This window comes from Mesorhizobium sp. WSM4306, assembly GCF_007003975.1.
Lineage (GTDB): Bacteria > Pseudomonadota > Alphaproteobacteria > Rhizobiales > Rhizobiaceae > Mesorhizobium.
Window position 1 is genome coordinate 52,117 of the sequence record NZ_VFTC01000005.1, and the last position, 26,130, is coordinate 78,246.

The 26,130-nt window shown below is 63.5% G+C and carries 25 protein-coding genes; 15 read left to right on the forward strand and 10 right to left on the reverse strand.

Going from position 1 to position 26,130, the window contains the following annotated elements; all coding sequences use genetic code 11:
* Positions 1 to 67: 67 nt before the first annotated feature.
* Positions 68 to 916 carry a YihY/virulence factor BrkB family protein gene (locus FJV77_RS08735; RefSeq protein ID WP_185970245.1) on the reverse strand — a complete coding sequence of 283 codons (849 nt, stop codon included), beginning with the start codon at positions 914 to 916 and terminating at the stop codon, positions 68 to 70.
* A gap of 60 nt (positions 917 to 976) precedes the next feature.
* Between FJV77_RS08735 and FJV77_RS08740 the strand changes: the two genes are divergently transcribed.
* The 7 genes from FJV77_RS08740 (at position 977) to FJV77_RS08770 (ending at position 6,475) form a co-directional block, all read left to right on the forward strand.
* A complete protein-coding gene (locus FJV77_RS08740) occupies positions 977 to 1,843 on the forward strand; it encodes an SDR family oxidoreductase (protein ID WP_142866410.1) in 867 nt (288 codons plus the stop codon).
* Positions 1,844 to 1,866: 23 nt separating this feature from the next.
* Positions 1,867 to 2,058 carry a twin transmembrane helix small protein gene (locus FJV77_RS08745; RefSeq protein WP_142866411.1) on the forward strand — a complete coding sequence of 64 codons (192 nt, stop codon included), beginning with the start codon at positions 1,867 to 1,869 and terminating at the stop codon, positions 2,056 to 2,058.
* A 97-nt stretch (positions 2,059 to 2,155) separates the two neighbouring features.
* The gene (locus FJV77_RS08750) at positions 2,156 to 2,737 is read left to right on the forward strand and encodes a cob(I)yrinic acid a,c-diamide adenosyltransferase (RefSeq protein ID WP_142866412.1); all 582 of its coding nucleotides are present in this window, start codon (positions 2,156 to 2,158) and stop codon (positions 2,735 to 2,737) included.
* Between the two features lie 31 nt (positions 2,738 to 2,768).
* Positions 2,769 to 3,569 carry a rhomboid family intramembrane serine protease gene (locus FJV77_RS08755; protein WP_142866413.1) on the forward strand — a complete coding sequence of 267 codons (801 nt, stop codon included), beginning with the start codon at positions 2,769 to 2,771 and terminating at the stop codon, positions 3,567 to 3,569.
* Between the two features lie 205 nt (positions 3,570 to 3,774).
* Positions 3,775 to 4,524 carry an electron transfer flavoprotein subunit beta/FixA family protein gene (locus FJV77_RS08760; RefSeq protein WP_142866414.1) on the forward strand — a complete coding sequence of 250 codons (750 nt, stop codon included), beginning with the start codon at positions 3,775 to 3,777 and terminating at the stop codon, positions 4,522 to 4,524.
* A 23-nt stretch (positions 4,525 to 4,547) separates the two neighbouring features.
* The gene (locus FJV77_RS08765) at positions 4,548 to 5,477 is read left to right on the forward strand and encodes an electron transfer flavoprotein subunit alpha/FixB family protein (RefSeq protein ID WP_142866415.1); all 930 of its coding nucleotides are present in this window, start codon (positions 4,548 to 4,550) and stop codon (positions 5,475 to 5,477) included.
* Between the two features lie 119 nt (positions 5,478 to 5,596).
* Positions 5,597 to 6,475 carry a 3-hydroxybutyryl-CoA dehydrogenase gene (locus tag FJV77_RS08770; RefSeq protein ID WP_142866416.1) on the forward strand — a complete coding sequence of 293 codons (879 nt, stop codon included), beginning with the start codon at positions 5,597 to 5,599 and terminating at the stop codon, positions 6,473 to 6,475.
* Between the two features lie 130 nt (positions 6,476 to 6,605).
* On the opposite strand, the gene FJV77_RS08775 is transcribed toward FJV77_RS08770, so the two are convergent.
* The 3 genes from FJV77_RS08775 to FJV77_RS08785 all read right to left on the reverse strand — a co-directional run bounded on the left by FJV77_RS08775 (position 6,606) and on the right by FJV77_RS08785 (position 9,914).
* On the reverse strand, positions 6,606 to 8,573 hold the full coding sequence (locus FJV77_RS08775) for a PAS domain S-box protein (protein WP_142866417.1): 1,968 nt from the start codon (positions 8,571 to 8,573) through the stop codon (positions 6,606 to 6,608).
* A 164-nt stretch (positions 8,574 to 8,737) separates the two neighbouring features.
* Positions 8,738 to 9,376, reverse strand: coding sequence for an NrsF family protein (locus tag FJV77_RS08780; RefSeq protein WP_142866418.1), 639 nt, complete (start codon positions 9,374 to 9,376; stop codon positions 8,738 to 8,740).
* 1 nt (position 9,377) lies between these two features.
* Positions 9,378 to 9,914, reverse strand: coding sequence for a sigma-70 family RNA polymerase sigma factor (locus FJV77_RS08785; RefSeq protein WP_142866419.1), 537 nt, complete (start codon positions 9,912 to 9,914; stop codon positions 9,378 to 9,380).
* A gap of 203 nt (positions 9,915 to 10,117) precedes the next feature.
* Here FJV77_RS08785 and FJV77_RS08790 point away from each other — a divergent pair, with 203 nt between their 5' ends.
* From FJV77_RS08790 to FJV77_RS08800, 3 genes are all read left to right on the forward strand, one after another.
* Positions 10,118 to 11,125 carry an iron ABC transporter substrate-binding protein gene (locus tag FJV77_RS08790; RefSeq protein ID WP_142866420.1) on the forward strand — a complete coding sequence of 336 codons (1,008 nt, stop codon included), beginning with the start codon at positions 10,118 to 10,120 and terminating at the stop codon, positions 11,123 to 11,125.
* A 160-nt stretch (positions 11,126 to 11,285) separates the two neighbouring features.
* Complete coding sequence (locus FJV77_RS08795; RefSeq protein ID WP_142866421.1) at positions 11,286 to 12,860, forward strand: iron ABC transporter permease; 1,575 nt, start codon at positions 11,286 to 11,288, stop codon at positions 12,858 to 12,860.
* The gene (locus tag FJV77_RS08800; RefSeq protein ID WP_142866422.1) at positions 12,857 to 13,939 is read left to right on the forward strand and encodes an ABC transporter ATP-binding protein; all 1,083 of its coding nucleotides are present in this window, start codon (positions 12,857 to 12,859) and stop codon (positions 13,937 to 13,939) included. The genes FJV77_RS08795 and FJV77_RS08800 overlap by 4 nt, the downstream gene beginning before the upstream one ends.
* A 12-nt stretch (positions 13,940 to 13,951) precedes the next feature.
* Here FJV77_RS08800 and FJV77_RS08805 read toward each other — a convergent pair whose 3' ends face one another.
* The 5 genes from FJV77_RS08805 to FJV77_RS08825 all read right to left on the reverse strand — a co-directional run bounded on the left by FJV77_RS08805 (position 13,952) and on the right by FJV77_RS08825 (position 19,262).
* Positions 13,952 to 14,755, reverse strand: a complete 804-nt coding sequence (locus FJV77_RS08805) for a phosphodiesterase (RefSeq protein WP_142866423.1) — start codon at positions 14,753 to 14,755, stop codon at positions 13,952 to 13,954.
* Positions 14,756 to 14,825: 70 nt separating this feature from the next.
* Positions 14,826 to 15,926, reverse strand: a complete 1,101-nt coding sequence (gene ugpC, locus FJV77_RS08810) for a sn-glycerol-3-phosphate ABC transporter ATP-binding protein UgpC (RefSeq protein ID WP_142866424.1) — start codon at positions 15,924 to 15,926, stop codon at positions 14,826 to 14,828.
* 10 nt (positions 15,927 to 15,936) lie between these two features.
* Positions 15,937 to 16,851: an ABC transporter permease subunit gene (locus FJV77_RS08815; RefSeq protein ID WP_142866425.1), complete on the reverse strand. Its 915-nt coding sequence runs from the start codon at positions 16,849 to 16,851 to the stop codon at positions 15,937 to 15,939.
* A 7-nt stretch (positions 16,852 to 16,858) separates the two neighbouring features.
* Positions 16,859 to 17,743: a sugar ABC transporter permease gene (locus FJV77_RS08820; RefSeq protein ID WP_142866426.1), complete on the reverse strand. Its 885-nt coding sequence runs from the start codon at positions 17,741 to 17,743 to the stop codon at positions 16,859 to 16,861.
* A gap of 166 nt (positions 17,744 to 17,909) precedes the next feature.
* Positions 17,910 to 19,262 carry an extracellular solute-binding protein gene (locus FJV77_RS08825; RefSeq protein WP_142866427.1) on the reverse strand — a complete coding sequence of 451 codons (1,353 nt, stop codon included), beginning with the start codon at positions 19,260 to 19,262 and terminating at the stop codon, positions 17,910 to 17,912.
* Positions 19,263 to 19,542: 280 nt separating this feature from the next.
* On the opposite strand from FJV77_RS08825, the gene FJV77_RS08830 reads away from it, so the two are divergent.
* A complete protein-coding gene (locus FJV77_RS08830; protein ID WP_246691193.1) occupies positions 19,543 to 19,707 on the forward strand; it encodes a hypothetical protein in 165 nt (54 codons plus the stop codon).
* A 150-nt stretch (positions 19,708 to 19,857) separates the two neighbouring features.
* Positions 19,858 to 22,302 (forward strand): EAL domain-containing protein, encoded by a 2,445-nt coding sequence (locus FJV77_RS08835; protein WP_142866428.1) that lies wholly within the window; start codon positions 19,858 to 19,860, stop codon positions 22,300 to 22,302.
* On the opposite strand, the gene FJV77_RS08840 is transcribed toward FJV77_RS08835, so the two are convergent.
* Entirely contained in the window at positions 22,299 to 22,994 is a 696-nt protein-coding gene (locus FJV77_RS08840; RefSeq protein ID WP_142866429.1) for a TlpA disulfide reductase family protein, read from the reverse strand. The genes FJV77_RS08835 and FJV77_RS08840 overlap by 4 nt on opposite strands.
* A gap of 35 nt (positions 22,995 to 23,029) precedes the next feature.
* Here FJV77_RS08840 and argH point away from each other — a divergent pair, with 35 nt between their 5' ends.
* From argH to lysA, 3 genes are all read left to right on the forward strand, one after another.
* Positions 23,030 to 24,430 carry an argininosuccinate lyase gene (gene argH / locus FJV77_RS08845; protein ID WP_142866430.1) on the forward strand — a complete coding sequence of 467 codons (1,401 nt, stop codon included), beginning with the start codon at positions 23,030 to 23,032 and terminating at the stop codon, positions 24,428 to 24,430.
* A 140-nt stretch (positions 24,431 to 24,570) separates the two neighbouring features.
* Complete coding sequence (locus FJV77_RS08850) at positions 24,571 to 24,777, forward strand: hypothetical protein (RefSeq protein ID WP_112562243.1); 207 nt, start codon at positions 24,571 to 24,573, stop codon at positions 24,775 to 24,777.
* 66 nt (positions 24,778 to 24,843) lie between these two features.
* Entirely contained in the window at positions 24,844 to 26,112 is a 1,269-nt protein-coding gene (gene lysA / locus FJV77_RS08855) for a diaminopimelate decarboxylase (protein ID WP_142866431.1), read from the forward strand.
* The last annotated feature ends 18 nt before the right edge of the window (positions 26,113 to 26,130 follow it).

Sequence of the window (26,130 nt, forward strand, 5' to 3'; positions counted from 1 at the left end):
GGAGAATTGGAGAAAAAGCACACAGCGTCAGATATGGCCCTTTTTTTCCTCAATTCCTCAATTCCTCTCATCCGACCCTGGCGCGCGCTTCGAGATAGCGACTGATCGCGGCGTTGAGTTCGCCGCCGAGGATGAAGATCGCCGACAACATATAGAGGAAAACCACTGCGATCATGATTGAGGCCAGCCCCGCATAGGTCGTCACATAGGACGAGAAATGGTCGAGGTAGGTTGCAAACATCGTCGAGCCGATAAGCCATGCGGCCAAGGTGAAAACGATACCAGGCACCAGTGAGACGAAGCGGCGCTTGCCGGCCGGCAGCCAGTAATGCACAGCAAACAGCCCGCCGATGATGACCACTGAGGCGATGACGTAGCGCCACAGCGTGATCGTGCCGGTATAGGGCTTGATCCACTCGAAATGGGCTTCAGCCAGCCGCGCCAGCAAGGGCGCAAAGACCAGCAGCAGGCTGATCGCCAGGAACCCGGCCGTGGCGATCAACACGAAGAAAATGCTCTGCACCCGCCGGTAGATGATGCCGCGCGTCTCGGCGACCCGGTAGGCGCGGTTGAGCGAGGTGCGCAGCGCCTCGATGCCGTTGGAGGCAAAATAGGCGGCAAGGAGCACGCCATAGGTCAAAAGATCGGTGCGCCGCACGGTCAGCACGTTGAGCACCTCGCGCGCGATCGGCTTGGCGATCTGTTCGGGCCAGGTGTCGAATACCAGGTGCACGGCGGTATCGGCGAAGGCCTGCGCGCCGAGGAAGCTCGCCAGCGTTGTGGCAAAGATCAGGAACGGAAACAGCGCCATCAGCGACGTGATCGCCAGATGGCTGGCCATCGCCCAACCGTCGTCGGTGTTGAAATGGCCAAGCGCATCGTAGAGCACGCGGCGCAGCACGACGATATTCCGCATCAAGAGCCGCGTTCCCTTCGATTGTCTCGACGCCGCGAATATGGGAAGGGATTGTGGCAAATGGCAACCCTTGCTCAAACCACGATCCCTCCGGCGAAAGAATTGCGCACCATCATTGTCACCGGTGCCTCATCCGGAATCGGCGCCCATTGCGCCCGGGCGCTGAAGGCGGATGGCTGGCGCGTGCTTGCAACGGCGCGCAAGCCTGAAGATATCGCCGCTCTAGAGGCCGATGGCATCGAGGCCTTTTACCTCGACTATCGCGAGCCGGACTCCATCGCAGCCCTTGCGGCATCGGTTCTGGAGCGAACGGGCGGACGCCTCGACGCGCTGTTCAACAATGGCGCCCATGCACAGCCCGGCGCGGTCGAAGACCTGCCGGTTGCGGCATTGCGGGAGCAGTTCGAGGCCAATTTCTTCGGCTGGCATGACCTGACCCAACGCATCGTGCCGGTGATGCGCCGCCAGGGCCATGGTCGCCTGGTCCATTGCTCCTCGATCCTCGGCCTGGCGCCTGTGCCCTTTCGCGGCGCCTATGCGGCCTCCAAGCACGCGCTCGAAGGCCTGATGCTGTGCATGCAGCAGGAACTCAGCGGCAGCGGTGTCCATGTTTCGCTGATCGAACCGGGGCCGGTGACGTCGAAGATCGCCAGCAACGGGCTGTTCTGGTTCCTGAAAAACATCGACCACGAGAACTCGGTCCATCACGTTGCCTATGCGGCGCAACTGGCGCGGCTGAGGGCCGGCGGCAGCTCATCGCGGCTGAAACCGGGGCCAGAGGTGGTCTACACGGCCTTGCGCCACGCGCTTCTGTCACAGCGCCCGCGCCCGCACTATGTGGTAACGGTGCCGGCTAAGATCGGCGTGATGCTGAAACGCATCCTGCCGGCGTCCCTGCTCTATCGCGTGCTTGCCAGGCGCGCCTGAGCGACACGAACTGGAGCCGCCAGATGGTCACCGTCTTCAAAATCCTCGCCGTTGTGGCCATGGCCGCAGTCTTGATCGTGCTGGTCCGCGGCCTCATCAACATGATGCGCGGCGGCGACGGCGTCACCTCGAACAAGCTGATGCAAGCGCGCGTGATGCTGCAGGCCGTAGCACTGGTGCTGCTTCTGCTCGTCGTCTATTTCACCCGCAAATGACGTTTATCCGATCAGTAACGGGCCTTGGCAATTCCAGGAAAAGTATGACACGGTTTTCCGTCCGGAATTGTGTCCAAAACCGCTTAAGAGGGACGGCGTGGTCAAGCTCAACAAGATCTACACCCGCACCGGCGACGACGGCACCACCGGCCTCGGCACCGGTGAACGCAGGCTGAAATCCGACCTGCGCGTCGATGCCTATGGTACCGTCGACGAAGCCAATGCCTGCATCGGCATCGCCCGCCTGCACACCGCGCCAACCCATCCCGCGATCGATGCGATGCTCAACCGCATCCAGAACGACCTGTTCGACCTCGGCGCCGATCTCGCCGTGCCCGATGACGGCAAGCCGCTGGACTACGAGCCGCTGCGCATCATCGCCTCGCAGACCGACCGCGTCGAAAAAGACATCGACCTCCTCAACAAGGAGCTTAAGCCGCTGAAATCCTTCGTGCTCAATGGTGGCACGCCGGCGGCAGCGGCCCTTCATCTTGCCCGAACCGTGGCGCGGCGGGCAGAGCGCATCATGGTGGCGCTAGCGCAGGACCCGGCCGAGCACGTCAACCGCGAGGGGCTGAAATACATAAACCGCGTCTCGGACTTTCTGTTCGTCGCCGCCCGTGCGGTCAATGACAACGGAAATGCCGACGTGTTATGGGTGCCCGGCAAGAACCGCTGAATTTGGTCGAAAGCGGACGAGGGACCGGGGCATGTTTATCCCGCTTTACGACACCAACAGGTTGCGCCACATCCGTCTGCAATATGTGACGATCGGCCTGATCGCGGCCAACGCGCTGGTCTTTCTCGTCACCACGATCGGCGGCGAAAATTTCAACAACGCAGCCGTGCTCGGCCTCGGCTTCATTCCTTCGGTTGTCCACAATACGGCAGAGCTCTCGCCTGAATTCGTCGTCATTCCGGAGAGCCTGAGCTACATCACCTATGCCTTCCTGCATGCCGATATCTTCCATCTCGGCGGCAACATGCTGTTCCTGTGGGTGTTCGGCGACAATGTCGAGGACGCGCTCGGCCACATCCGCTACCTCATCTTCTACCTGCTGTGCGCCATCGCCGGAGCCGCTTTCCAGGGGCTCGTCGCCTGGGATTCGCAAGTGCCGCTGATCGGGGCCTCCGGCGCCATCGCCGGCGTCGTCGCCGCCTATCTGGTCCTCTATCCCCGGGTGAAAGTGTGGGTGCTGGTCTTCGCCCGCATTCCGCTGCGCATCCCGGCCTTCATCCCGCTGATCCTGTGGATCGGCTTCCAGGTGGTGATGTTTGCCGCCGGCGGCGAAAACCAGATATCCTGGGCCTGCCACATTGGCGGCATCATTGCCGGTGGCGTGCTGGTGCTCATTATGCGCAGCCGCGGCGTACCGTTGCTCGCCGGCGATGACGGCGAACCGGAGCCCGCCGATCAGCCGGCCGTTTCCACCGGGCCGGCGCCAGCCGATCCCGCGCCCACACAACCGGCGACGCACTGGGGCCGCAGTGGCGCTTCCGGCCAGGACTGAACCGATTTGAGTGGTGCACACGTATTGACGTGCAAGGTCACCGCAACTACGGAGGGCGCCACCGTTAGGCGGTAGAAGACCAGAATACCGTCCGGCCAGAATTCCGTTTGGCCGGAATTCAGTCAGGAATGTCGGCTTTCGACAACTCTGCAGTGGCGCACGCTGCTATAGCGCGCCCGAATATCTCAGGAGAGGTGACAGGCAAATGAAGATCCTTGTGCCCGTGAAGCGGGTTGTGGATGCGAACGTCAAGGTTCGCGTGAAGGCTGATGGTTCGGCGGTGGAACTCGCCAACGTCAAGATGGCGATGAACCCGTTCGACGAGATCGCGGTGGAAGAGGCGATCCGGCTGAAGGAAGCTGGCAAGGCCGAAGAGATCATCGTCGTTTCGATCGGCCCGCAGCAGGCGCAGGAAACCTTGCGCACCGCACTCGCCATGGGCGCCGACCGCGCCATCCTGGTCAAGACCGACGAACAGACCGAGCCCCTCGGCGTCGCCAAGGTGCTGAAGGGCGTCGTCGACGCAGAGCAGCCCGGCCTCGTCATCCTCGGCAAACAGGCGATCGACGACGATTCCAACCAGACCGGTCAGATGCTGGCCGCTTTGCTCGGCTGGGCACAGGGCACTTTCGCCTCCAAGGTGGTGCTCGACGGCGACAAGGCCAAGGTAACGCGCGAAGTCGATGGCGGCCTGCAGACGGTGGAACTGAAGATGCCGGCGATCGTCACCGCCGACCTTCGCCTCAACCAGCCACGCTACGCCTCGCTGCCCAACATCATGAAGGCCAAGAAGAAGCCGCTCGACGAAAGGAGCCCGGCCGATTACGGCGCCGACGTCAAGCCGCGCCTCAAGGTGATCAAGACCGAGGAGCCGAGCGGCCGCAAGGCGGGTGTCAAGGTCAAGAGCGTCGCCGAACTGGTCGACAAGCTCAAGAACGAAGCCGGCGTTTTGTAAGCGATCGGGAAAGGAACAGAAAAATGACCATTCTCCTCATCGCAGAACATGACAATGCAAGCCTTTCCGACCAGACCGCCAAGGCGCTCTCGGCTGCCCTGCAGGTCGGTTCGGACGTGCATGTGCTGGTTGCCGGCAAGGGCGCCAAGGGCGCGGCCGACGCTGCCGCAAAGCTGAAAGGTGTCGGCAAGGTACTGCTGGCCGAAGCCGATGAGCTGGCCGAGCGTCTCGCCGAACCGACGGCCGCTCTGGTGGTCTCGCTGGCGGGCGCCTACGACACCATCATCGCGCCGGCGACCTCGTCGGGCAAAAACGTCGCGCCGCGCGTGGCGGCCCTGCTCGATGTCGCGCAGGTGTCGGAAATCATCGAGGTGGTTTCGCCCGACACCTTCAAGCGTCCGATCTATGCCGGCAACGCCATTCAGACGGTGCAGTCGAGCGATGCCAAGAAGGTGATCACCGTGCGCACGGCTTCCTTCCAGGCGGCGCCCGAAGGCGGTTCGGCCGCGGTCGAGACCGTCAAGGCAGCGGCCAACCCAGGCCTGTCCACCTTCGTCGAGAACAAGCTGTCGGAGACCGACCGTCCGGAGCTCACCTCGGCCAAGATCATCATCTCGGGCGGCCGCGCGCTCGGCTCGGCGGAGAAGTTCCAGGAAGTCATCCTGCCGGTCGCCGACAAGCTCGGTGCCGCCGTCGGCGCCTCACGCGCTGCCGTCGATGCCGGCTACGCGCCGAACGACTGGCAGGTCGGCCAGACCGGCAAGGTGGTCGCCCCCGACCTCTACATCGCCGTGGGCATCTCCGGCGCCATCCAGCACCTTGCCGGCATGAAGGATTCGAAGGTCATCGTCGCCATCAACAAGGACGAGGAGGCCCCGATCTTCCAGGTTGCCGACTATGGCCTCGTCGGCGACCTGTTCGTCATCCTGCCGGAGCTGCAAAAGGCGCTTTGACGCTCTCTGCCAAAGCGTATTAAATTGTGAAGGGTGGGGTAGACGAAGCTGCCCCACCCTTTTAGTTTGCACTGCACAAAAAGCAGGCCGCTAAGGCCTTTTCGACGGGATCGCTGCAAATGGCCAAGATCGAGACGATCGGCATTATTGGCGCCGGCCAGATGGGCGGCGGCATCGCGCATGTGTCCGCGCTTTCGGGCTACAAGGTGCTGATCTACGATATCTCGCCCGACCGTATCGAGAAGGGCATCGCCACAGTCAGCGGCAACATGGCCCGCCAGGTCGGCTCCGGCAAGCTTGACGAAAAGCTGCGCAACGATGCGATGGCGCGCATTTCGGCGGCTCCCGCCATGGCCGATCTCGCCGGTGCCGATCTGGTGATCGAAGCGGCGACCGAGGACGAGACGGTCAAGCGCAAGATTTATGCCCAGCTCTGTCCGCAGCTCAACCCGGAAGCCATTCTGGCGACCAACACGTCGTCGATTTCGATCACCCGCCTGGCCGCGCAGACCGACCGTCCCGAGCGCTTTATCGGCATACATTTCATGAACCCGGTGCCGCTGATGAAGCTGGTTGAACTGGTGCGCGGCATCGCCACCGAGGACCAGACCTTCGAGGCAGCCAAGAATTATGTGAAGCAGCTCGACAAGACGATCACCGTCTCCGAGGATTTCCCGGCCTTCATTGTCAATCGCATCCTGCTGCCGATGATCAACGAGGCGATCTACACGCTCTACGAGGGCGTCGGCTCGGTCGACGCCATCGACACCGCCATGAAGCTTGGCGCCAACCATCCGATGGGACCGTTGCAGCTCGCCGACTTCATCGGCCTCGACACCTGCCTGTCGATCATGCAGGTGCTGCATGACGGCCTGTCGGATTCGAAATATCGCCCCTGCCCGCTGCTGGTGAAATATGTCGAGGCCGGCTGGCTTGGCCGCAAGACCGGACGCGGCTTCTACGACTATCGCGGCGAACACCCGGTTCCCACGCGCTAACCCATCAGAACGCTAGAGCAATTCCAGGAAAAGTGTGTAACGGTTTTCCGTCCGGAATTGCGTAAAAACAAATGCTTAGAGCGGTTCAGCGATTCTGTGAAACGCTGAACCGCTCTAGTCCGTTCCGCCGTCAGGACGCCGCCGCGAGCGGCAGCTCGGCTTGGCCCTTTGACCCGTTATCGTCAGGCGCCACGGAAACACAGCCGCGGCCGGCGGCCTTGGCCGCATAGCAGGCGGCATCGGCGCGGGCGATGATCTCGTCGACTTCGCCGGTGCGGATCGGCGCCACCCCGATGCTGGCGTCGATCGCATGCGGCCGGCCGTCCCAGGTGAACTGCAGGCCGCGTATGGCGTCGATGATCTTGCGGGCGGCAATCTTGGCGCCGGCGCTCGACCCCGATTTCAGGATGACCGCGAATTCGTCGCCGCCGAGCCGGGCGACGATATCCTTCGGCCCAAGCGCGCCGCGAATAGCCTCGGCAACCCGCTTCAGCAGGGCGTCGCCGGCGGCGTGGCCGCCAGTGTCGTTGACCAGCTTGAAATGGTCGAGGTCGATGAACATGAAATGATGCTCGCCGACCGGTCTTGCCGCGCCGGCCTTGCGGCTCTGGTCGACCAGCTCTTCCATGGTGCGGATGAAGCTTGAGCGGTTGGCAAGGCCGGTCAGCGCGTCATGCGCGGCGGCGTAGGCGAGCTGGCGCTGCAAGGCGCGCGCATCGGTGAAATCCTGGAAGACGATGACCAGGCCGCAGAATTCCTGGCGCTCGTTCATGATAGGCGACACCACCTGGCGGATGCTGCAGCGCGTGTCGTCACGGCGGATCAGCACCGCGCGGCTGTTGTGGTCGGCGGGGTTGGAGCCGCCGAGCGCCGGCCGCGTCATGCCGATCCTTTGCCCGGTCTCCTCATCCACCGCCCAGTAGACATGGCCAAGCGTCTTGCCGAGCGCCTCTGCGCCGGCAACGCCAGTCAGCTTTTCGGCGACCGGGTTCATGAAGGTGATGCGGTTGGCGGCATCGGCGCAGATGACAGCGTCGCCGATCGACTGCAGCGTCACCCTCAACCGCTCCTTCTCGTCCGCCAGCGCCGCCGCCGACACAATCAGGCTTTCCTCGGTCTGCTTGCGCTGGGTGATGTCGGTCAGGCTGCCTATGGCCCGGATGAGCCGGCCTTCGCTGTCGCGCTCGAGTGTCTTGCCGCGATCGAGGATCCACACCCAGTGGCCGTCCTTGTGACGCATCCTGAACTCGGCTTCGAAAAACGGCGTCTTGCCCTCCAGATGGGCGCGATCGGCCTCGGCCACATTCTCGCGGTCGTCGGGGTGGATCATTGTCAGCCAGAGGTCGGGGTCGCCGTCCAGTTCGCCATCGGCATAGCCCAGCATCTTTACCCAGGTTGCGGAGTAGGTGGTGCCGCCCTTGCGCATATCGAGATCCCATACGCCTTGTCCGGCGCTGGCCAGTGCAAAATTCCAACGCGTTTCGGCTTCGGCTATGCGTGCCTCGGATTGCTTGCGTGCGTCGATATTCTCGATCTGCGAGACAAGGTAGAGCGGGCGGCCGCTCTTCTCGTCGCGAATGACGGAACCGGCAAGATGAGCCCACACCGGTGTGCCGTCCTTCTTGAGGTAGCGCTTTTCGAAGTGGAAGGCGTTGACGGTGCCCGCCCGTATGCCGTCCATCGTCTCGCGCCCGATCTGCACATCGTCGGGATGCGTAATCTGGAAGAAGGTCAGCGCCTCGATCTCTTCCTTGCTGTAGCCGAGCATGGCGGCGAAGGCCGGATTGGTTTCCTGGATGCGGCCGTCGATACCGACAATGGCGATGCCGATCGCCGAATCCTCCATGGCGCGACGGAAGCGCTGCTCGCTCTCGGCGATCTGCCGGCGGTCGTCCAGTATCCGGTAAATAAACAGGGCGGCGAGGATCGGCGCCACGGCGGCGACCGGAACCGATATCAGCAGGCAGAGCTTCAGCACGTCAGCGCTGACGTTGAGCCGCGACAGCAGCATCGCCACGACGGCGGCGCAAAACCCGCCGGCCGCAAGCACTAAAGCCAGGTGACTGTCAGCCCGCAGGCTTTTTCGTTTCCATCGCATCACCGTGCATGCCACCCCATGCGCAACACATTTCTGCGAGAACCCTGGATGATCGCTTTTAAGGAAAGGTTGCGCCTGAGCCACCGGCGATACGGTTAACCCGCAAACAATTGCCGGCATGATTAAGGATCGGTGATTATTGCGGGCGATCTCAGGCGGCCCGGTTACCAGCGCACGAAGAACCGTCCCCCGAGCGCGCCGAGCCCTGCGAGGACGGCAATGGCGAGCGTATACCAGGTGGCGACGAAAAGCGGCGAATCGTCGAAGCAGTGGGCGGCGTAGAAGGTCGCCGCCAAGCCGCCAGCGAGCAGGCCCGCGACCGCACCGGCAAGCACCGGTCGCGTCGGCGCGCCATAGCGCAGCATCCACAGGAAAACGGCAAGCGGCCCGATTCCGATCAGCGGGATGAAGCCCATGCAGATCATCATGTTGGAGCCGACCATGCGGGTGCTCCACATTGGCTCCGGCACCATGAACAGTTCGAGGGCTACGGCCACAGCCACAAGCAGCGGCGCAGCCGCCATCCAGGCTGCGGCTCTCGCCGTCGAAGCGCCCGGTGTCGACAGTGCCCGGATCAGGCCAAACGCGGTGATGGCAAGCACGATGGTGAAGACGAATTTCGCCAGGAACCGCATCGTGTGCATGGCGATCATGATGTCGGGACGTGGGCCGATAGTGAGGAAGAACACCACCGCCGCGATCACCGCGGCCCCAGCCGCAGCTATCCACCAGGCCGAGCGCAGCGGCATCGCCTTGCTGCTGATATCAGCGTCGAGTGCCTTGATGAGATCTTCGGTTCTCATATCACTGCCGCCCGAACCGTTTGGCGATCGCGGCAAGCCCGCGATGCAGCGATACCCTGACCGCCGTCTCGCTGACGCCGAGCTTGGCCGCCGTCTCGCCGATCGAGCGGCCATCGACGGATATGGCCGAGACCACTGAACGCTGCGCCGGCGGCAAGCCGTCCAGCGCCCGGTTGATGTCACGTTCGCTGACGGTCTCGGCTTCCGGCTCGGCAAAAGTTTCGGCGATCTCGTCGATCTCGATCTCGATACGCCGTCCGCGCCGCCGAAAGGCATCGATCAGCTTGAAGCGGGCAATCGCATAGATCCACGGCAGCACCGGCGCGTCCTGGCGCCAGGTATGCCGTTTCACATGAATGGCCAGCAAGGTTTCCTGCACGACATCCTCGGGATCGACCCCGCCCTGTACGATCTTGCGCCTGACAAAGCCGCGAACCAGCGCGGCAATCCGGTGCAGAAAGTCGGCGTAAGCCCTTTCGTCTCCCGCGATTGCGGCCCGCATCAGCCGGGAAAGCTCGGCCTCATCCTTGCCGCTCACAAGAGTTCACTCCCCGATCTTCGCGCTTCGGCGCTGATTTGTTACGTGGCCAATGAAATAATGTCCAAGCCAAAGTGCCGCAAAATCACGAAAGTTTGCGGGCGAGCGACGGATTGAAGCAGCCCACCAATGTTGACTATGGTAATCAGGTATTGGTAGGTGCAGCCGTGCAAACCAGAACCACCGACATTGAGGATGACGCCATGAAATACACCCTTCCCACCCTGGTCGGCGCCACCGCGCTGGCAATCGGCATGATCGCCGGTCCCGCAATGGCCATGGATGCCGGCATCATCGTCTACAATGCCCAGCATGAGAGCCTGGCCAAGGAATGGGTCAAAGGTTTCACCAAGGAAACCGGCATCAAGGTCACGCTGCGCAATGGCGGCGATAGCGATTTCTCCAACCAGATCGTCGCCGAGGGCGCTTCTTCGCCAGCCGACGTGTTCCTGACCGAGAACTCCCCGGCCATGACCCTGGTCGAAGCGGCTGGCCTTTTCGCGCCGGTCGACGCCGATACGCTGGCCCAGGTTCCGGGCGAACTCCAGCCGAGCAGCGGCAAATGGGTCGGCGTGGCTGCACGCAGCACTGTCTTTGCCTATAACAAGACCAAGCTTACCGCCGATCAATTGCCGAAATCGATGCTCGATCTTGCCGATCCGAGCTGGAAGGGCCGCTGGGCCGCCTCGCCGTCGGGCGCGGATTTCCAGGCCATCGTCAGCGCGCTACTTGAGCTCAAGGGCGAAGCCGCAACCGCCGACTGGCTGAAGGCGATGAAGGCGAACTTCACCGCCTACAAGGGCAACAGCACGGTGATGAAGGCAGTCAACGCCGGCGAGATCGATGGCGGCGTCATCTACCACTATTATTATTTCGGCGATCAGGCCAAGACCGGCGAAAACAGCAAGAACGTCGAACTCCACTATTTCAAGAACCAGGATCCAGGCGCCTTTGTCTCGATTTCGGGCGGCGGCGTGCTCGCCTCCAGCAAGCATCAGAAGGAAGCCCAGGCATTCCTGAAATGGGTGACCGGCAAGGGCGGCCAGGAGGTGCTGAAATCAGGCACATCCTTCGAATATGCAGTCGGCAAGGACGCCCAGTCCAACCCGAAGCTGGTGCCGCTCAACGATCTGCAGGCGCCGAAGGTCGACCCGGCGACGCTGAACTCCAGGAAGGTGACCGATCTGATGACGGCAGCCGGCTTGCTTTAGCCTGCGTTCGTCCTAAAAGGGCAACGATTGCGCTCCTGCGGGCTTTCCGCAGGAGCGCTCTGTTTTCGAGATGGCATTTGTCCATGACGACACATTGCGCTTCCAGTCGCGCCCTTGATGTTACGGCTGGCCTCGCCCCGGCGGCAGTGGCGCTGACCTGATGCAGTCTGCGGTCGATCTCGCACGTTCAGGCCAGCCCGCCAGGCGATCGGCCCGCCGGCAGCCCATGTCCTGGATCCTGGTTGCCGCCATCATCGTCTCGCTGCTGTCGCTTGTGCCGCTCGCCTTTATCGTCTGGATCGCGGTGCAGACTGGCTGGGGCACCGTCTCGGCCCTGGTCTTCCGGCCGCGCGTCGGCGAACTTCTGATCAACACCGTGCTGCTGGTGGCGCTCACCGTGCCGATCGCGATTATGTTGTCGATAGCGCTGGCCTGGCTGACCGAGCGCAGCGACCTGCCCGGCGCTCGGCTGTGGGCCTGGCTTGCGGTGGCGCCGCTCGCCATCCCCGCTTTTGTGCACTCCTATGCCTGGATTACCTTGGTGCCGGGACTGCACGGCCTGTGGGCCGGCGTGCTGGTGTCGGTGCTTGCCTATTTTCCGTTCCTCTATCTGCCAATCGCGGCGTCGCTACGCCGGCTCGATCCTGCTTTGGAAGACGCAGCCGCAGCGCTCGGCCTCGGACCGTGGCGCGTGTTCGCACGCGTCGTGCTGCCGCAGTTGAGACTCGCCATTTGCGGCGGCGCGCTGCTGGTTGGCCTGCATCTGCTGGCCGAATATGGCCTCTATGTCTTCATCCGCTTCGACACCTTCACCACAGCCATCGTCGACCAGTTCCAGTCGACCTTCAATGGCCCCGCCGCCAACATGCTGGCCGGCGTTCTGGTGACCTGCTGCTTCGTGCTGCTCGCTCTCGAGGTGCTGGTGCGCGGCGAAGAGCGCTATGCCCGCGTCGGCTCAGGTGCGGCTCGCCGCCGGCAGCGCAGCAGGCTCGGACGCGCCACGCTGCCCTGCCTGGCTCTGCCTGCCATCACCACGCTGCTCGCCATCGGCGTGCCCTTCGTCACCATCGGCCGCTGGCTGGTCGCCGGCGGCGCCGATGTCTGGCGTTTCGATGAGATCGGCCTGGCGCTGGGCCAGACGCTGTTCCTGGCGCTCGCCGGCGCCCTGCTTGCGACCATCGCCGCCATGCCGATGGCATGGATCTCGATCCGTGCGCCGGGGCCGCTGCAGCGGCTGCTAGAGGGCTGCAACTACATTGTCGGCTCGCTGCCCGGTGTCGTCATCGCGCTGGCGCTGGTCACCATCACCGTGCGCATCGCCATGCCGCTCTACCAGACGCTGTTCACCATCCTGGTCGCCTATGCGCTGATGTTCCTGCCGCGCGCCCTGATCAGCCTCCGCGCGTCGATCGCACAGGCGCCGGTCGAGCTTGAACGCGCCGCCGCCAGCCTTGGCCGGCCGCCCCTGAAGGCGCTGTGGTCGACGACGATCCGCCTTTCGGCGCCAGGCGCCGCGGCCGGCATGGCGCTGGTGGCGCTTGGCATCATGAACGAACTGACCGCCACCCAGATGCTGGCCCCCAACGGCACGCGCACGCTGGCCATGGCGTTCTGGTCCTATAGCGGCGAGATCGACTATGCCTCGGCCGCCCCATACGCCTTCATCATGGTGGCGATGTCGCTGCCACTGACCTGGCTGCTCTATATCCAGTCGAAACGGATGGCCGGACGATGAGCTTTCTCGAAATCAGCGGCCTCACCAAGCATTACGGCCCGGTCGCCGCCCTTGCCGGCGTCGACCTCAGCGTCGCCAGCGGCAGCCGCACCGCGATTGTCGGTCCGTCCGGCTGCGGCAAGACGACGTTGCTGCGGCTGATCGCCGGCTTCGAGGCGCCCGACCAGGGCCGCGTCGTGCTCGACGGCGAGGTGCTTGCCAATGGCGGCCATGCGGTGCCGGCGCATCGCCGCGGCATCGGCCTGGTGGCGCAGGACGGCGCGCTGTTTCCGCATCTCAGCATCGCCGACAATATCGGCTTCGGCATGGCCCGCGGCGAGGACCAGCGCGCCGAGCGCATCGCCGAGCTTGCCTATACCGTCGGGTTAGACAAGGCGATCCTCAAACGCCGACCGCACCAGCTCTCCGGCGGCCAGCAGCAACGCGTGGCGCTGGCCCGCGCCATGGCGATGAAACCCAGGCTGATGCTGCTCGACGAGCCGTTCTCGGCGCTCGACACCGGCCTGCGCGCCTCGATGCGAAAGGCGGTTGCCGAATTGCTCGAAGCTGCCGGGATCACCACCATCCTGGTCACCCACGACCAGGCCGAGGCGCTGTCCTTCGCCAGCCAGGTCGCGGTGATGCGTGACGGGAAGTTCTCGCAGGTCGGCACGCCGCGCGAACTCTATCTGCAGCCGAAGGACCGGATGGTCGCCGAGTTCCTTGGCGACGCCATCATCCTGCCGGCAAAGGTTTCAGGCGGCTTCGCCACCTCCTCGCTCGGCCGCATCGCCGTCGACTCGAAGGAGCGCCGCGACATCGCCCGCATCATGCTCCGACCGGAGCAGGTGCAGGTGAACCGCACGTCGCGCGAAGGCATGTCGGGCCCGCCGGGCACGATCTTCGCCGAGGTGACGGACTCGGAGTTCGCCGGCTCGATGTGCACGATTGCGGTGCGGCTGTTGAACAACCCCGATCCGCCTGACGCAGCCGCGATCGGCAACACGCCGCTGATCCTGCGCAAGCCTGGCATCGACGCGCCCGCCGTCGGCGAGATCGTGCGCCTGACCGTCTCCGGCAAGGCGCACGTCTTCGCCTAGCGAGATCAGCTCCTAGCCAACCCTCTGGCCCGTCGCCGGTGACCACAGCGGCCAGGTCTCGAGAAAATCGTTGTTGTGCACGACCAGGTGTCGGGCAGCAGCGTCGATGAGAATGATGCCGTAGGTCGGCGGCGCCTGCTCGACCATCTCGTCGCCGACGAGGTCGAGCATGAAGCGGGCATGCAGCCCGCGTTGCGCGGTGAACGGAATGCCGGCGACCGTGCCGGCAATGTCGCGATGGACATGGCCGAAGAATATATGGCCGACATTGCCATGGCGCGTCAGCACCTCGAGGAAACGTTGCGGTTGTTCGAGCCCGAGCGGGTCGAGCAGCGGCAGGCCGAGCTCGACCGGAGGATGATGCAGGAAGATGTAGGCCTGCCGTCCCGTCGCATCGGCGAGCCGCGCGTCGAGCCAGGCAAGCCGCTTGTCGCAGAGTTCGCCGGTGACGCGACCTTCGGCCAGGCTGTCCAGGAAGAGCAGCGATGCCTCGGGCGTGTCGAAGACCGACTGCACGAAACCGTTCTCATCGGTCGGATTTTCAGGGAATGCCGCCTTGAGATTGCCCCGACTGTCGTGATTTCCCGGCAGCAGCCGGTAAGGGAGCGAAAGCCGACTCAAAGCCGATTTGAGATCGGCATAGCCTTCATCAGCACCGGTCTCTGTCAGGTCGCCGCTGAACACGCAAAGCGCGGCATCGCCGTGGCGGGCATTGATGTGGTCGATGCAGCGGTCGAGCCGCTCATGCAGGTCCGCGCCAAAGCGGATTTCGCCGCGCCGCCCGAGATGGATATCGGTGACCTGGATGATTTTCATGATGCGACTTGTCCTCAATGCTGGTCATCCGCTGCGGGCGGACGGAACGCGCTGGCCGATGGCGACAAAATCAGAGTGCCGGTTCCCGCACCGACGCCTTGAACACGTCGAGCCGGCTCCCCGTCTCCGACGAGAAGAAATGCAAATCGGTTTCCGCAAACTGCAGGCCGACCGTGCTGCCTGGCACCGGATGGACGGTCTCCGACGTCACCACCGAGAATGGCGCGCCGTCGAGATCGACATAGATCACCCGCCCGGCGCCGAGCTCCTCGACGAGATCGACGGTCGCTTCGAGCGCGCCCGGCGTGCCCGCCGCGACCAGACGTACCGACTCCGGCCGGATGCCGACCGCGACCTTGGTGCCGACCGGCAGGCCGGCGCGTGAAACGTTGAGCTTGCGGCTGTCGCCAAGCAGCGACAGGCCGTCGAGCGTCACTGTGCCCTCAAGCATGTTCATTGCCGGTGCGCCAACGAAGGTGGCGACGAAGCGGCTTGCCGGACGGCTATAGACTTCGGCTGGCGTGCCGACCTGTTCGACGCGGCCGCCATTCATCACCACCAGCCGGTCGGCTAGCGTCATCGCCTCGACCTGGTCGTGGGTGACGAACACCGAGGTGGCGGCGAGCCGGCGGTGCAGCTTGCGGATTTCGGAGCGCATCTGCACCCGCAGCTTGGCGTCGAGGTTGGACAGCGGCTCGTCGAACAGAAACACCTTCGGCTCGCGGATCATGGCGCGTCCCATGGCGACGCGCTGACGCTGGCCACCGGACAGCGCCATCGGCTTGCGGTCGAGCAGATGTTCCAGTTCAAGGGTGCGGGCGACAGCTTGGATGCGCTGTTTGCGCTCGGCGGCGGGAACACCCGATACTTTCAGCGAATAGCCGATGTTTTGCGACACGCTCATATGCGGATAGAGCGCGTAGTTCTGGAACACCATGGCGCAGCCGCGCTCGCGCGGTTCGAGCTTGTTGACCACCGTGCCGTCGATGGCGATCGTGCCGCCGGAAATATCCTCCAGTCCGGCGATCATGCGCAGCAGCGTGGACTTGCCGCAACCGGATGGCCCCAAGATGACGACGAACTCGCCGGACGCGAAGTCGAGGCTGACGCCGTGCACGACCTGCATCTTGGCGTAGCTCTTGGTGACGTCGCGAATGGTGATGGAGGCCATTGTCTGCTCCTCATTTTTCGGTGGCGATCAGGCCGCGCACGAACCAGCGTTGCATGAGCACCACGACGACCAGCGGCGGCAGCATGATGATAAGCGTGCCGGCCATGGCAATGTGCCATTCGGGCGCGCCGCCGACATTGGGGATGAGCTGCTTGAGCTCGGTCACCGCCGTCGCATGCGACTGGTCGGTGGTGATGAGCAGTGGCCACAGATACTGGTTCCACGCCCACAGGAACATGATGGTGCCGAGCGCGGCCATGTTGTTGCGCGACAACGGCAAAAGGATATCGATGAAGAAGCGCAGTGGGCCGGCGCCGTCCATGCGCGCCGCCTCGGTCAACTCGTCGGGAACGGTCAGGAAGAACTGCCGGTAGAGGAAGGTACCGGTGGCTGTGGCGATCAGCGGCAGGATCAGGCCGGGATAGGAATTGAGCATCCCCAGGTTGAGCGCGACATGCACGCCCGAAACCTTCTCGACCAGCCAGGATAGACCGGTCAGATCCATGATCGTCTGGAAGGGTTCGAGCACGTTGGCGACGACCGCATAGGTCGGCACGATGCGCACTTCCAGCGGCAGCATCAGGGTGACGAAGATCAGCCAGAAGATGAAGGTGCGGCCGGGGTATCGGAAATACACGATCGAAAAGGCGGTGAGCGCCGAGATGATCACTTTGCCGGCGGCGACACCGGTCGCCATGATGAAGCTGTTGAGCAGCTTCGGCCCGAGGTTGGCCGTTACCCACGCCGTCTTGATGTTGACCCAGAAGTCGTTGCCCGGCAGCAGCGACATCGGCACGTCGTTGACGTCCTTGAGGTTGTGCGATGCCGCGATGGTCACGATGACGAACGGCGCGATGCAAAACACGAAGCCGGCGAACAGGATCACATGCGTGAAGAAATTCAGGAACGGGGTGCGCTCTACCATGATCATCTCACCTGTAGTGCACGCGCCGCTCGATGAAGCGGAACTGGAAAATGGTCAGCACGATGATGAGCAGCATCAGGATGATGCTCTGCGCGGCGGCGCCGGAATAATCGAGCCCTTTGAAGCCGTCCGAATAGATCTTGTAGACCATCAGATTGGTGGCGTTGGCAGGGCCGCCCGAGGTCATGATGTCGACGATGCCGAAGGAATCCTGGAAGCTCTCGGTGATGTTGATGACCAGCAGGAAGAAGATCGTCGGCGTGATCAACGGGAACTGGATATCCCAGAAGCGCCTGATGACGCCGGACCCGTCCATCGCCGCCGCCTCGATCAGCGAGCGCGGTATGGCCTGGAAGGCGGCAAGGAAGAAGATGAAGTTATAGCCGACATATTTCCACGAAAAGGCAACGATGATCGAAGCCATGGCATCAGCGCCGTCGAGGCCGGGATCCCAGAAGCCGGGCCAGACCTGGTTGACGACGGCCATGAAGCCGGCTTCCGGCGCCAGGATGAAGCGGAACGCCAGCGCCAGCGCGGGCGCGGCGATGCCGTAGGGCCATATCAGCACCACGCGATAAAAGCGCGAGCCGGCAAGCTGGCGATCGGTGAGCGCGGCAAGAACGAGCGCGATGAACATCGCCAGGCCGGTGCTGATGCCGGCGAAGATGAGGCTGGCGCTGATCGAGTTCCAGTAGTCGGCGTTGGACAGGATCGAGCGGAAATTGTCGAGCCCGACCCAGATGTTGCCGCCGCCCCAGGGCTGCTGCAGCGTCAGCGACCAGTATACCGCCTGGCCGGCCGGCCAGTAGAAGAAGGTGAAGATCAAAAGCAGCTGCGGCACCGCGAAGAGGATGCCGATAGTCCACCTGCTGAAGGTAACGCGTTTTTCCATCGGTCCGCCCAGGCCGTTGAACCGCCGGCCCGTTTTCCTGCATGAACTAGAGCATGGTCCCAAAAAGTGGGTACCGGTTTTTGGAAAAGATCATGCTCCAAAAAGGGCTAGATACGAAATGGCCGCCCGTCGATTCTTGGCGGGCGGCCATACCGGTATCCGGGGGTTAGGGCAGGGTCTTGCCCGGATAGGTCTGCTGGAAACGCTCAAGGATGGCGTCGCCGTTCTTGACCAGCGTGTCGAGGCCTTCCTGGACGCTGACTTTGTTGGCGAAGATCGCCTGCATCTGGGTGCCGAACTCGGCGCGGATCTGGGTGAAGTTGCCCAGACGGATGCCGCGGGTGATTTCGGTCGGCTCGGACGCGGTCAGGCTGGCGATCGCGGTTTCACGGCCCTTGTAGGGCGCCTTGTCGTAGAAGCCGGTGGACTTCATGTACTCGAAGCCCGACTTGGTCACCGGGATGTAGCCGGTGTTGGTCGACCAGAACAAGGCCGTCTTGGGGTCGTGGATGAAGTTCAGGAACGCGGCAGCGCCCTTGTATTCGGCATCCGACTTGCCCGACAGCACCCACAGCGAGGCGCCGCCGACGAGCGAATTCTTGCGTTCGGTGCCGGCATAGACCGGCAGTTCGGCGACATCCCAGTTCATGCCTTCTTTCTGCGTCTTGCCGACGGTGCCGTGGTCGCCGACCGAGGTCATGATGACCTGGCAGGTACCGGTGGCGAAGGACTGGACCATATCCTGGCCGAGGTCCTTGGACTTGATCTTGATCAGGCCGGCGTCATACCACTTCTTCAGATCGGTGACGTACTGCACGAACTTGGTCTTGTTGACTTCCAGACGGGCGTCGAGGCCGTCATAGCCGTTGTTCTTGGTCGCGATCGGCTGGTTGTGGAGCGCCGAGAACTGCTCCATCAGCTGCCAGCTTTCGTTGGCCGAGATGTTGATCGCCATCGGGCATTCATAGCCGGCGTCCTTCAGGGCCTTGAGGTCGGCGCCGACATCTTCCCAGGTCTTCGGCGCCTCGGTCTTGCCGATCTTGGCGAAGGCGTCCTTGTTCCAGTACATCAGCGGGGTCGAGGAATTGAACGGGAACGAGAGCATCTCGCCCTTCGACGTCGCATAGTAGCGGGCGATGCCGGGGAAATAGTCGGCGTAGTCGATCTTGTAGCCGTTTTCTTCCATCAGCTTGTCGGCTGGCTTGTAGGCGCCCGACAGCATCATGGTGGCGGTGCCGACGTCATAGACCTGCACGACGGCGGGCTGCTTGCCGGCACGGAAGGCGGCAATGGTGTTCTGCAGCGTGGCGTCGTAATTGCCCTGGCTGGTGCAGACGACTTCATAGTCGGCTTGCGAAGCGTTGAAGTTCTTGCACAGCGTATCGACGACGCGAGCGAGGTCGCCCGACAGGCCGAACCAGAAATCGAATTTGACCGGCTCCGCGGCAGCCGGCTGCGCCAGCGCGATGCTGAAGGCGCCGGCGGCAAGGGCCGCAAGGCCCTGCTTGAAGATCGACATGGATTTTATCCCTCTTGAGTGGCTGATGACATCAGGCTTTGCGCAAGTCCCTTGCCGCTCTCATAGAGAAGGTATGTGACAGTTCTGTTGTGCCCTTTCAGGCCCGTGGACAGCCGGTCTCTCCTCCTCGACGGCCACGCCGGCATGAAACCGTCACATCGGCGCTCTAGGTAGCTAGGGCGCCTCGGAAAGGCGTAAAGACCCGGCCCCAAGAATGATTATCCGGCTAATGTGTCTTGCCAGGTGACGGGCCAGATGACGGGCTTGAGTGGAGAGACGAATGCTGGTCCCGCAATTGAGGCATGTGCCTGCAGCCAACCGCCAGGCGATGCGCGAAGGCCCGCGCGACAGCGCCACCCGTCTGCGTGATGCGGCCGCCATTCCCACGCTCGGTCAGATCGAGATTGGCGGCACGGCGTCTCGGCAAGGGCCGGCAAGAGCCTGACCGTTGTGGCTTGGAACGTCGAGCGGAGGGTCGCAGCAAGGTACAACCCGGAAAACCCGCTGTAGTTGTGGTGCGCATAACTGATTCTTCAAGCGCCTCGTACTACTCAAGTCGATGGCTTGATTGCTGCGGGAGAGCAGGTGGGGCGAGATGCTGACGGTCTATAATTGCATCGTGCACGAGCACGATCTGAGACTGGTCGCACTGGCAGCCCTCATTTGCGGTATTTCTTCCTTCTCGGCGGTCAATCTGCTTCGCCATGTCGACCGCTCAAGCGAACGCAACCGCTATACCTGGCTGATGATATCAGCCACTTCCACCGGCTTCGGTATCTGGGCGACGCATTTCATCGCCATGCTTGCCTTTTCTCCGGGAATACCCAACGCCTACAATGCGGAACTGTCGGCGCTTTCGCTCGCCGCTTCCGTCGCCCTGACAGCTGCCGGCATGTGGATTGCCACCTTGCGCCGGGGCATCGACTACGCCTTGGTCGGCGGCGCGATCCTCGGTGCCGGCATCGCCGCCATGCACTATATCGGTATGGCCGCTTTCGAGGTCGAAGGACGGATCGTCTGGAACACGCTTTTGGTCGCCGTCTCGCTGCTGGCAGGCGTCACCCTCGCCGCACTGGCGCTGCTGGTCGTGCTGCGGCGCCCGTCCATGCAGGCGACCATCGGCGCCGCCGTCCTGTTGACGCTGGCGATCTGCACCCTGCACTTCATCGCCATGGGCGCGGTGTCGATCTTCCCGGACTCCTCCATCGAGATATCGCAGTTCACGGTCGAGCCGGTATCGCAGGCCTTCGCCGCCGCCGCAGTCAGCCTGGTGATCCTGGTGCTTTCAGCCGCGGCACTGTGGATCGACCTGCGCTTCCGTCATCACAAGCTCGAGGCTGAGCGGATGCACGGCCTCGCAAACGCCGCCGTCGAGGGCCTGATCGTCTGCGACGGCACCCGCATCGTCAGCGCCAATGACAGCATCGCCGCGCTCACCGGCATGGCGCCGGAAGCGCTGAACGCGATGCTGCTCGGCGACCTTTTCGGCGAACGCACAGCGGCCAGCATGTCCGACTGCAGCGGACAGGCACTGGAAGCCGAGTTGAGAAGCCATGACGGCACCGCCATCCCCGTCGAATTGATCGCCAGGAGCATCGACTATTGCGGCAAGCGGCACAGCGTCGTTGCAGTACGCGACATCCGCGAACGCAAGAAGGCCGAGCAGGAGATCCTGCGCCTCGCCCACTTCGACCCGCTGACCGGGCTCCCCAACCGCCGCAGTTTCTCCGGCCGGCTCGAGGCCGAAATTGCCGCAATGCACCGAGGCGGCAAGGGCGGGCATCTTGCGCTGCTGCTGCTCGATCTCGACCGCTTCAAGGAAGTGAACGACCTGTTCGGGCACGGCGCCGGCGATGCCATGCTGCAGAAGGTGGCGCTATGCGCCTCCGGCGTGCTCCGCCAAGGGCAGATGCTGGCGCGTCTCGGCGGCGACGAGTTCGCCATCATCGCCCCGAACCTTTCTGATCCGCAGGCAGCGGGCCGCATTGCCGAGGCGGTGCTGGCGTCGATGCGCGAGGAAAACCGGCAGTCGGTCGGTGGCGGCCTGGTGTCTGCCAGCATCGGCATTGCGCTTTATCCGCTCGACGCCGACGAGCCGACAGCCCTGGTCAGCCATGCCGATACGGCACTCTATCGCGCCAAGGCCGAAGGCAAGGACACCTACCGCTATTTCGAGGCCTCGATGGGCGCCGAGGCGCGCGACCGGCGCGTGATGGAGCACGAGCTTCGGCAGGCCATAGCGCGCAATGAGTTTCGCCTCGTCTACCAGCCGCAAAAGGAGATCAGCAGCGGACGGATGGTCGGGTTCGAGGCGCTGATCCGCTGGCGCCATCCGCAACGCGGTGACGTGTCGCCGGTGACCTTCATCCCGGTGGCCGAAGACAGCGGCGTCATCATTCAGATCGGCGAATGGGTGCTGGCGACAGCCTGCGCCGAGGCTGCCCGCTGGAAGGGCCCTCTCACCGTCGCGGTCAATGTCTCGGCGGTGCAACTCCACAACCCGAATTTCAGCCGCAAGGTCCACGAGGTCCTCCTTGCCTCCGGGCTAGCGCCCGGCAGGCTCGAACTCGAGATCACCGAAACGGCGCTGGTCAAGGATATGCCGCGCGCGCTCGCCACCTTGCGACAGGTCAAGGCGCTGGGCGTGCGTGTGGCGATGGACGATTTCGGCACCGGCTACTCCTCGCTGTCCAACCTTCGCGCTTTCCCCTTCGACAAGATCAAAATCGACGGTTCGTTCATCAAATCGGTCGACAGCAACGGCCAGGTGGCGGCCATCGTGCGTGCCGTGCTGGGGCTTGGCCGAGGTCTCGGCCTGCCGGTTCTGGCCGAGGGCGTCGAAACACTGGGCGAACTGAAATTCCTCGACGCCGAAGCCTGCGAGATTGGCCAGGGCTATTATCTTGGCCGACCGAGCCCGATCGAGGCGTTCAGCGACCTGACCGGCGTCACTGCGCCAGCTGACGACGACGCCCCGATCAAACCGCGCGGCGGCAGCATCCTGATGCTCGAACCGGCGGCGGCGCTTCGCTCAGCCTAAGGCGCGAGTGCCGCCTCTATGAGCCGCTTGGCATCCGGTCCCGACCATTCGGCCGGGCCATTCATATGCGCGACCAGGCAGCCTTCGCCGTCGATCAGCATGGTGACGGGAAGGCCTAGCGCCAGGCCGCGTGTCTTGACGTCGTTGAACAACGCCAGCGTCGAATCGCGGTAGTAACCGAGCTTCTCGATACCGATGTCGCCAAGGAATTTCTTCGGTTTCACATCGTCGCCGGCGTCGACATTGACCGCGATCACCTCGAAGGCGTCGCTGCCCTTTTCCTTCTGCAGCGCATCGAGAGCCGGCATTTCGGCACGGCAGGGCGCGCACCATGTCGCCCACAGATTGAGCAGCACCGTCTTGCCGGCATGGTCGGCGATCGTCATCGGCTTGCCGTCCGGCCCGTTGAAGGCCAGGCTTTTCAGCGATTGCGGCGGATCGGCGGGCAACAATGCGGCAACCTGGCCCGTGGCCGCGGCGGCGACCTTCTTGGCACGGTCGCTCTTGGCGGCACAGGCGACGTCGTCCTTGCCGCCGCCGGCGGCAGCTTGCGCTGGCGCGCTGCCGGAGGTTGCGTTGTTGCCAGAACCGCTCTCGCTGACATATACCGCGACCGCGCCCGCCAGCACGCCGGCCACCAAAGCGGCAAGGATCAGGCACGGGGCCGGGAAGTATCTATTGCCGTTAGCCATTATTCTAAAACTGCTCCGGAGCACGGGTTATAGCGATGAGCGACAAGAAGGCCAGCAACCAGATGTGGGGCGGACGTTTTGCCTCGGGTCCGGCCGCCATAATGGAAGCGATCAACGCGTCGATCTCGTTCGACCGCAAACTCTATGCGCAGGACATAAGAGGTTCGATCGCTCATAGCGAGATGTTGGCGCAAACGGGCATTATTTCGGCGGCCGATCAAGAAAAAATCGCTCACGGCCTGAACACGATCCTGAAAGAGATCGAGGCCGGCACGTTCGAATTCTCGACCCGGCTGGAAGACATCCACATGAATGTCGAGGCCCGCCTCGCCGATCTGATCGGCTCGGCCGCCGGCCGCCTGCACACCGCCCGCTCGCGCAACGACCAGGTCGCGGTCGATCTCCGGCTTTGGGTCAAGGACGAGTGTTTCCGTGTCGCCGAGGCGCTGAAGGGTCTGATATCAGCCTTCCTCGAGCGGGCCGAGGAGCATGCGGCAACCGTCATGCCGGGCTTCACCCACATGCAGGCAGCGCAGCCGGTGACTTTCGGCCACCACTGCATGGCCTATGTCGAGATGTTCTCGCGCGACCTTTCGCGCGTCCGCGACGCCATCGAGCGGATGGATGAAAGCCCGTTGGGCGCGGCAGCCCTTGCCGGCACCAGCTTCCCGATCGACCGCCACCAGACCGCAAAGGCGCTCGGCTTCCGCGAACCGATGCGCAATTCGCTGGACAGCGTTTCCGACCGCGATTTCGCGCTGGAGTTCTTAGGTCTGGCAGCGATCTGCGCTACGCATCTGTCGCGGCTCGCCGAAGAGATCATCATCTGGTCAACGCCGCAGTTCGGCTTCGTCAGGCTATCGGATTCCTTCTCCACCGGCTCCTCGATCATGCCGCAGAAGAAGAACCCGGACGCCGCCGAACTCGTGCGCGGCAAGACCGGCCGCGTCACCGGCCATCTGGTCGGCCTGCTGACGGTGATGAAGGGCATGCCGCTGACCTATGGCAAGGACATGCAGGAGGACAAGGAATCGGTCTTCGACGCCGCCGAAACGCTCGATCTGATGCTGGCCGCGATGACCGGCATGGTGCGCGACATGACGGTGAACGCCGCTGCCATGAAGAAGGCCGCCGGCTCCGGCCACGCGACCGCGACCGACCTCGCCGACTGGCTGGTGCGCACGCTGGGCCTGCCCTTCCGCGAGGCGCATCATGTCACCGGCCGCGCGGTGGCGCTGGCTGAAGAGAAGAAGGTCAGCCTGGAGAAGCTTTCGCTGGAGGACCTGCAGTCGATCAACCCGGGCATCACCGAGGACATCTTTTCGGTGCTTGCGGTGCAGAATTCGGTCAAGAGCCGCACAAGCTTCGGTGGCACCGCGCCGTCGGAAGTCCGGAAGCAGATCCGCACCTGGAAAAAGCGCATCGCCAAGGCATGATCCCCGGGCATTGCGACAGCAATGTCCCGCCATTGCGACAGCAATGTCCCGAGGTATTGCGACCAGCAATATCCGGGGTGCAATGCGCCGAAAACTCGGTTAAAAGCGGCAGCACATAGAAGTTTCGGACGGATGGATCGATGACCGCACGCAGGATTTTGGTGACGCTGACGCTGCTGACGGCGATGGTCGCCGTAACCGCCTGCGGCCGCAAGGCCGGTCTTGACACGCCCTATGAAGCAGCCGTCCAGGCCCGCAAGGACGCCGAGCGCGCCAAACAGCCCGTGCCGCCGGAGCCGGAAAAACCGGTCGTGGACAAGAAGTTCATCCTCGACCCGCTGCTCTAGAGCCGACGAGACCGGCTTAGTTTATCTGGGACCAGGTCTCTTGCTCCAACTTCCGGAAACACTCTCGTGAACCATTTCGACTACCGCGACGGCGTGCTCCATGCCGAGGACGTGGCGATACCAGGCATCGCCGCAAGCGTCGGCACGCCGTTCTATTGTTATTCGACGGCAACCCTGACCCGGCATTTCCGCGTCTTCGCCGGTGCCTTCGCCGGGCTCGACACGCTGGTCTGCTATGCCTTGAAGGCGAATTCCAACCAGGCGGTGCTGCGCACGCTGGCAAGGCTGGGAGCCGGCGCCGATACCGTCTCGGAAGGCGAGATGCGCCGCGCGCTCGCCGCGGGCATCCCGGCCAACAAGATCGTGTTTTCCGGTGTCGGCAAGACCGCGCGCGAAATGGATTTCGCGCTCGAGGCCGGCATTCTCTGCTTCAACGTCGAATCCGAGCCGGAGCTGGAATTGCTGTCGGCCCGCGCCACGGCACTCGGCAAGGTGGCGCCGGTCTCGCTGCGCATCAACCCGGATGTCGATGCCAGGACGCACAGGAAGATTTCCACCGGCAAGGCCGAGAACAAATTCGGCATACCCTGGCAAAGGGCGCGCCAGGTCTATGCCCGTGCCGCCGGGCTGCCGGGCATCAAGCCCATCGGCATCGACACCCATATCGGCAGCCAGATCACCGAGTTGCAGCCCTTTGACGACGCCTTCGCGCTTCTGGCGGAACTGGTCGGCGCGCTGCGCACCGATGGCCACGCCGTCGAGCACGTCGATGTCGGCGGTGGCCTGGGCATTCCCTACCGCACCGACAACAGCCCGCCGCCTCTACCCGATGCCTATGCCGAGATCGTCAGGAAGCATCTGACAAAGCTTGGGGTGAAGGTGATGTTCGAGCCGGGCCGGCTGATCGTCGGCAATGCCGGCATCCTGGTCTCGGAAGTGATCTTCGTGAAGGAAGGCGACGCCAAGAACTTCCTCGTCGTCGACGCCGCCATGAACGACCTGATCCGGCCGACGCTCTACGATGCCTTCCACGACATCAAGCCGGTGGTGCAGCCGCCGGCCGACACGCCACGCATGGCGGTCGACATTGTCGGCCCGGTCTGCGAGACCGGCGACTATCTCGGCCTCGACCGTGACCTGCCCCGGCTGAAGTCTGGTGACCTGATTGCCGTCTCGACGGCCGGCGCCTATGGCGCGGTGCAGTCCGGCACCTACAACACAAGGCTTCTGGTGCCCGAGGTTCTGGTCGACGGCGACCGCTTTCATGTCGTGCGCCAGCGCCAGACCTATGACGAGCTGATCGGCCTGGATTCAGTGCCCGACTGGCTCGCATAGAAGCCGCCGCGCCGGCTG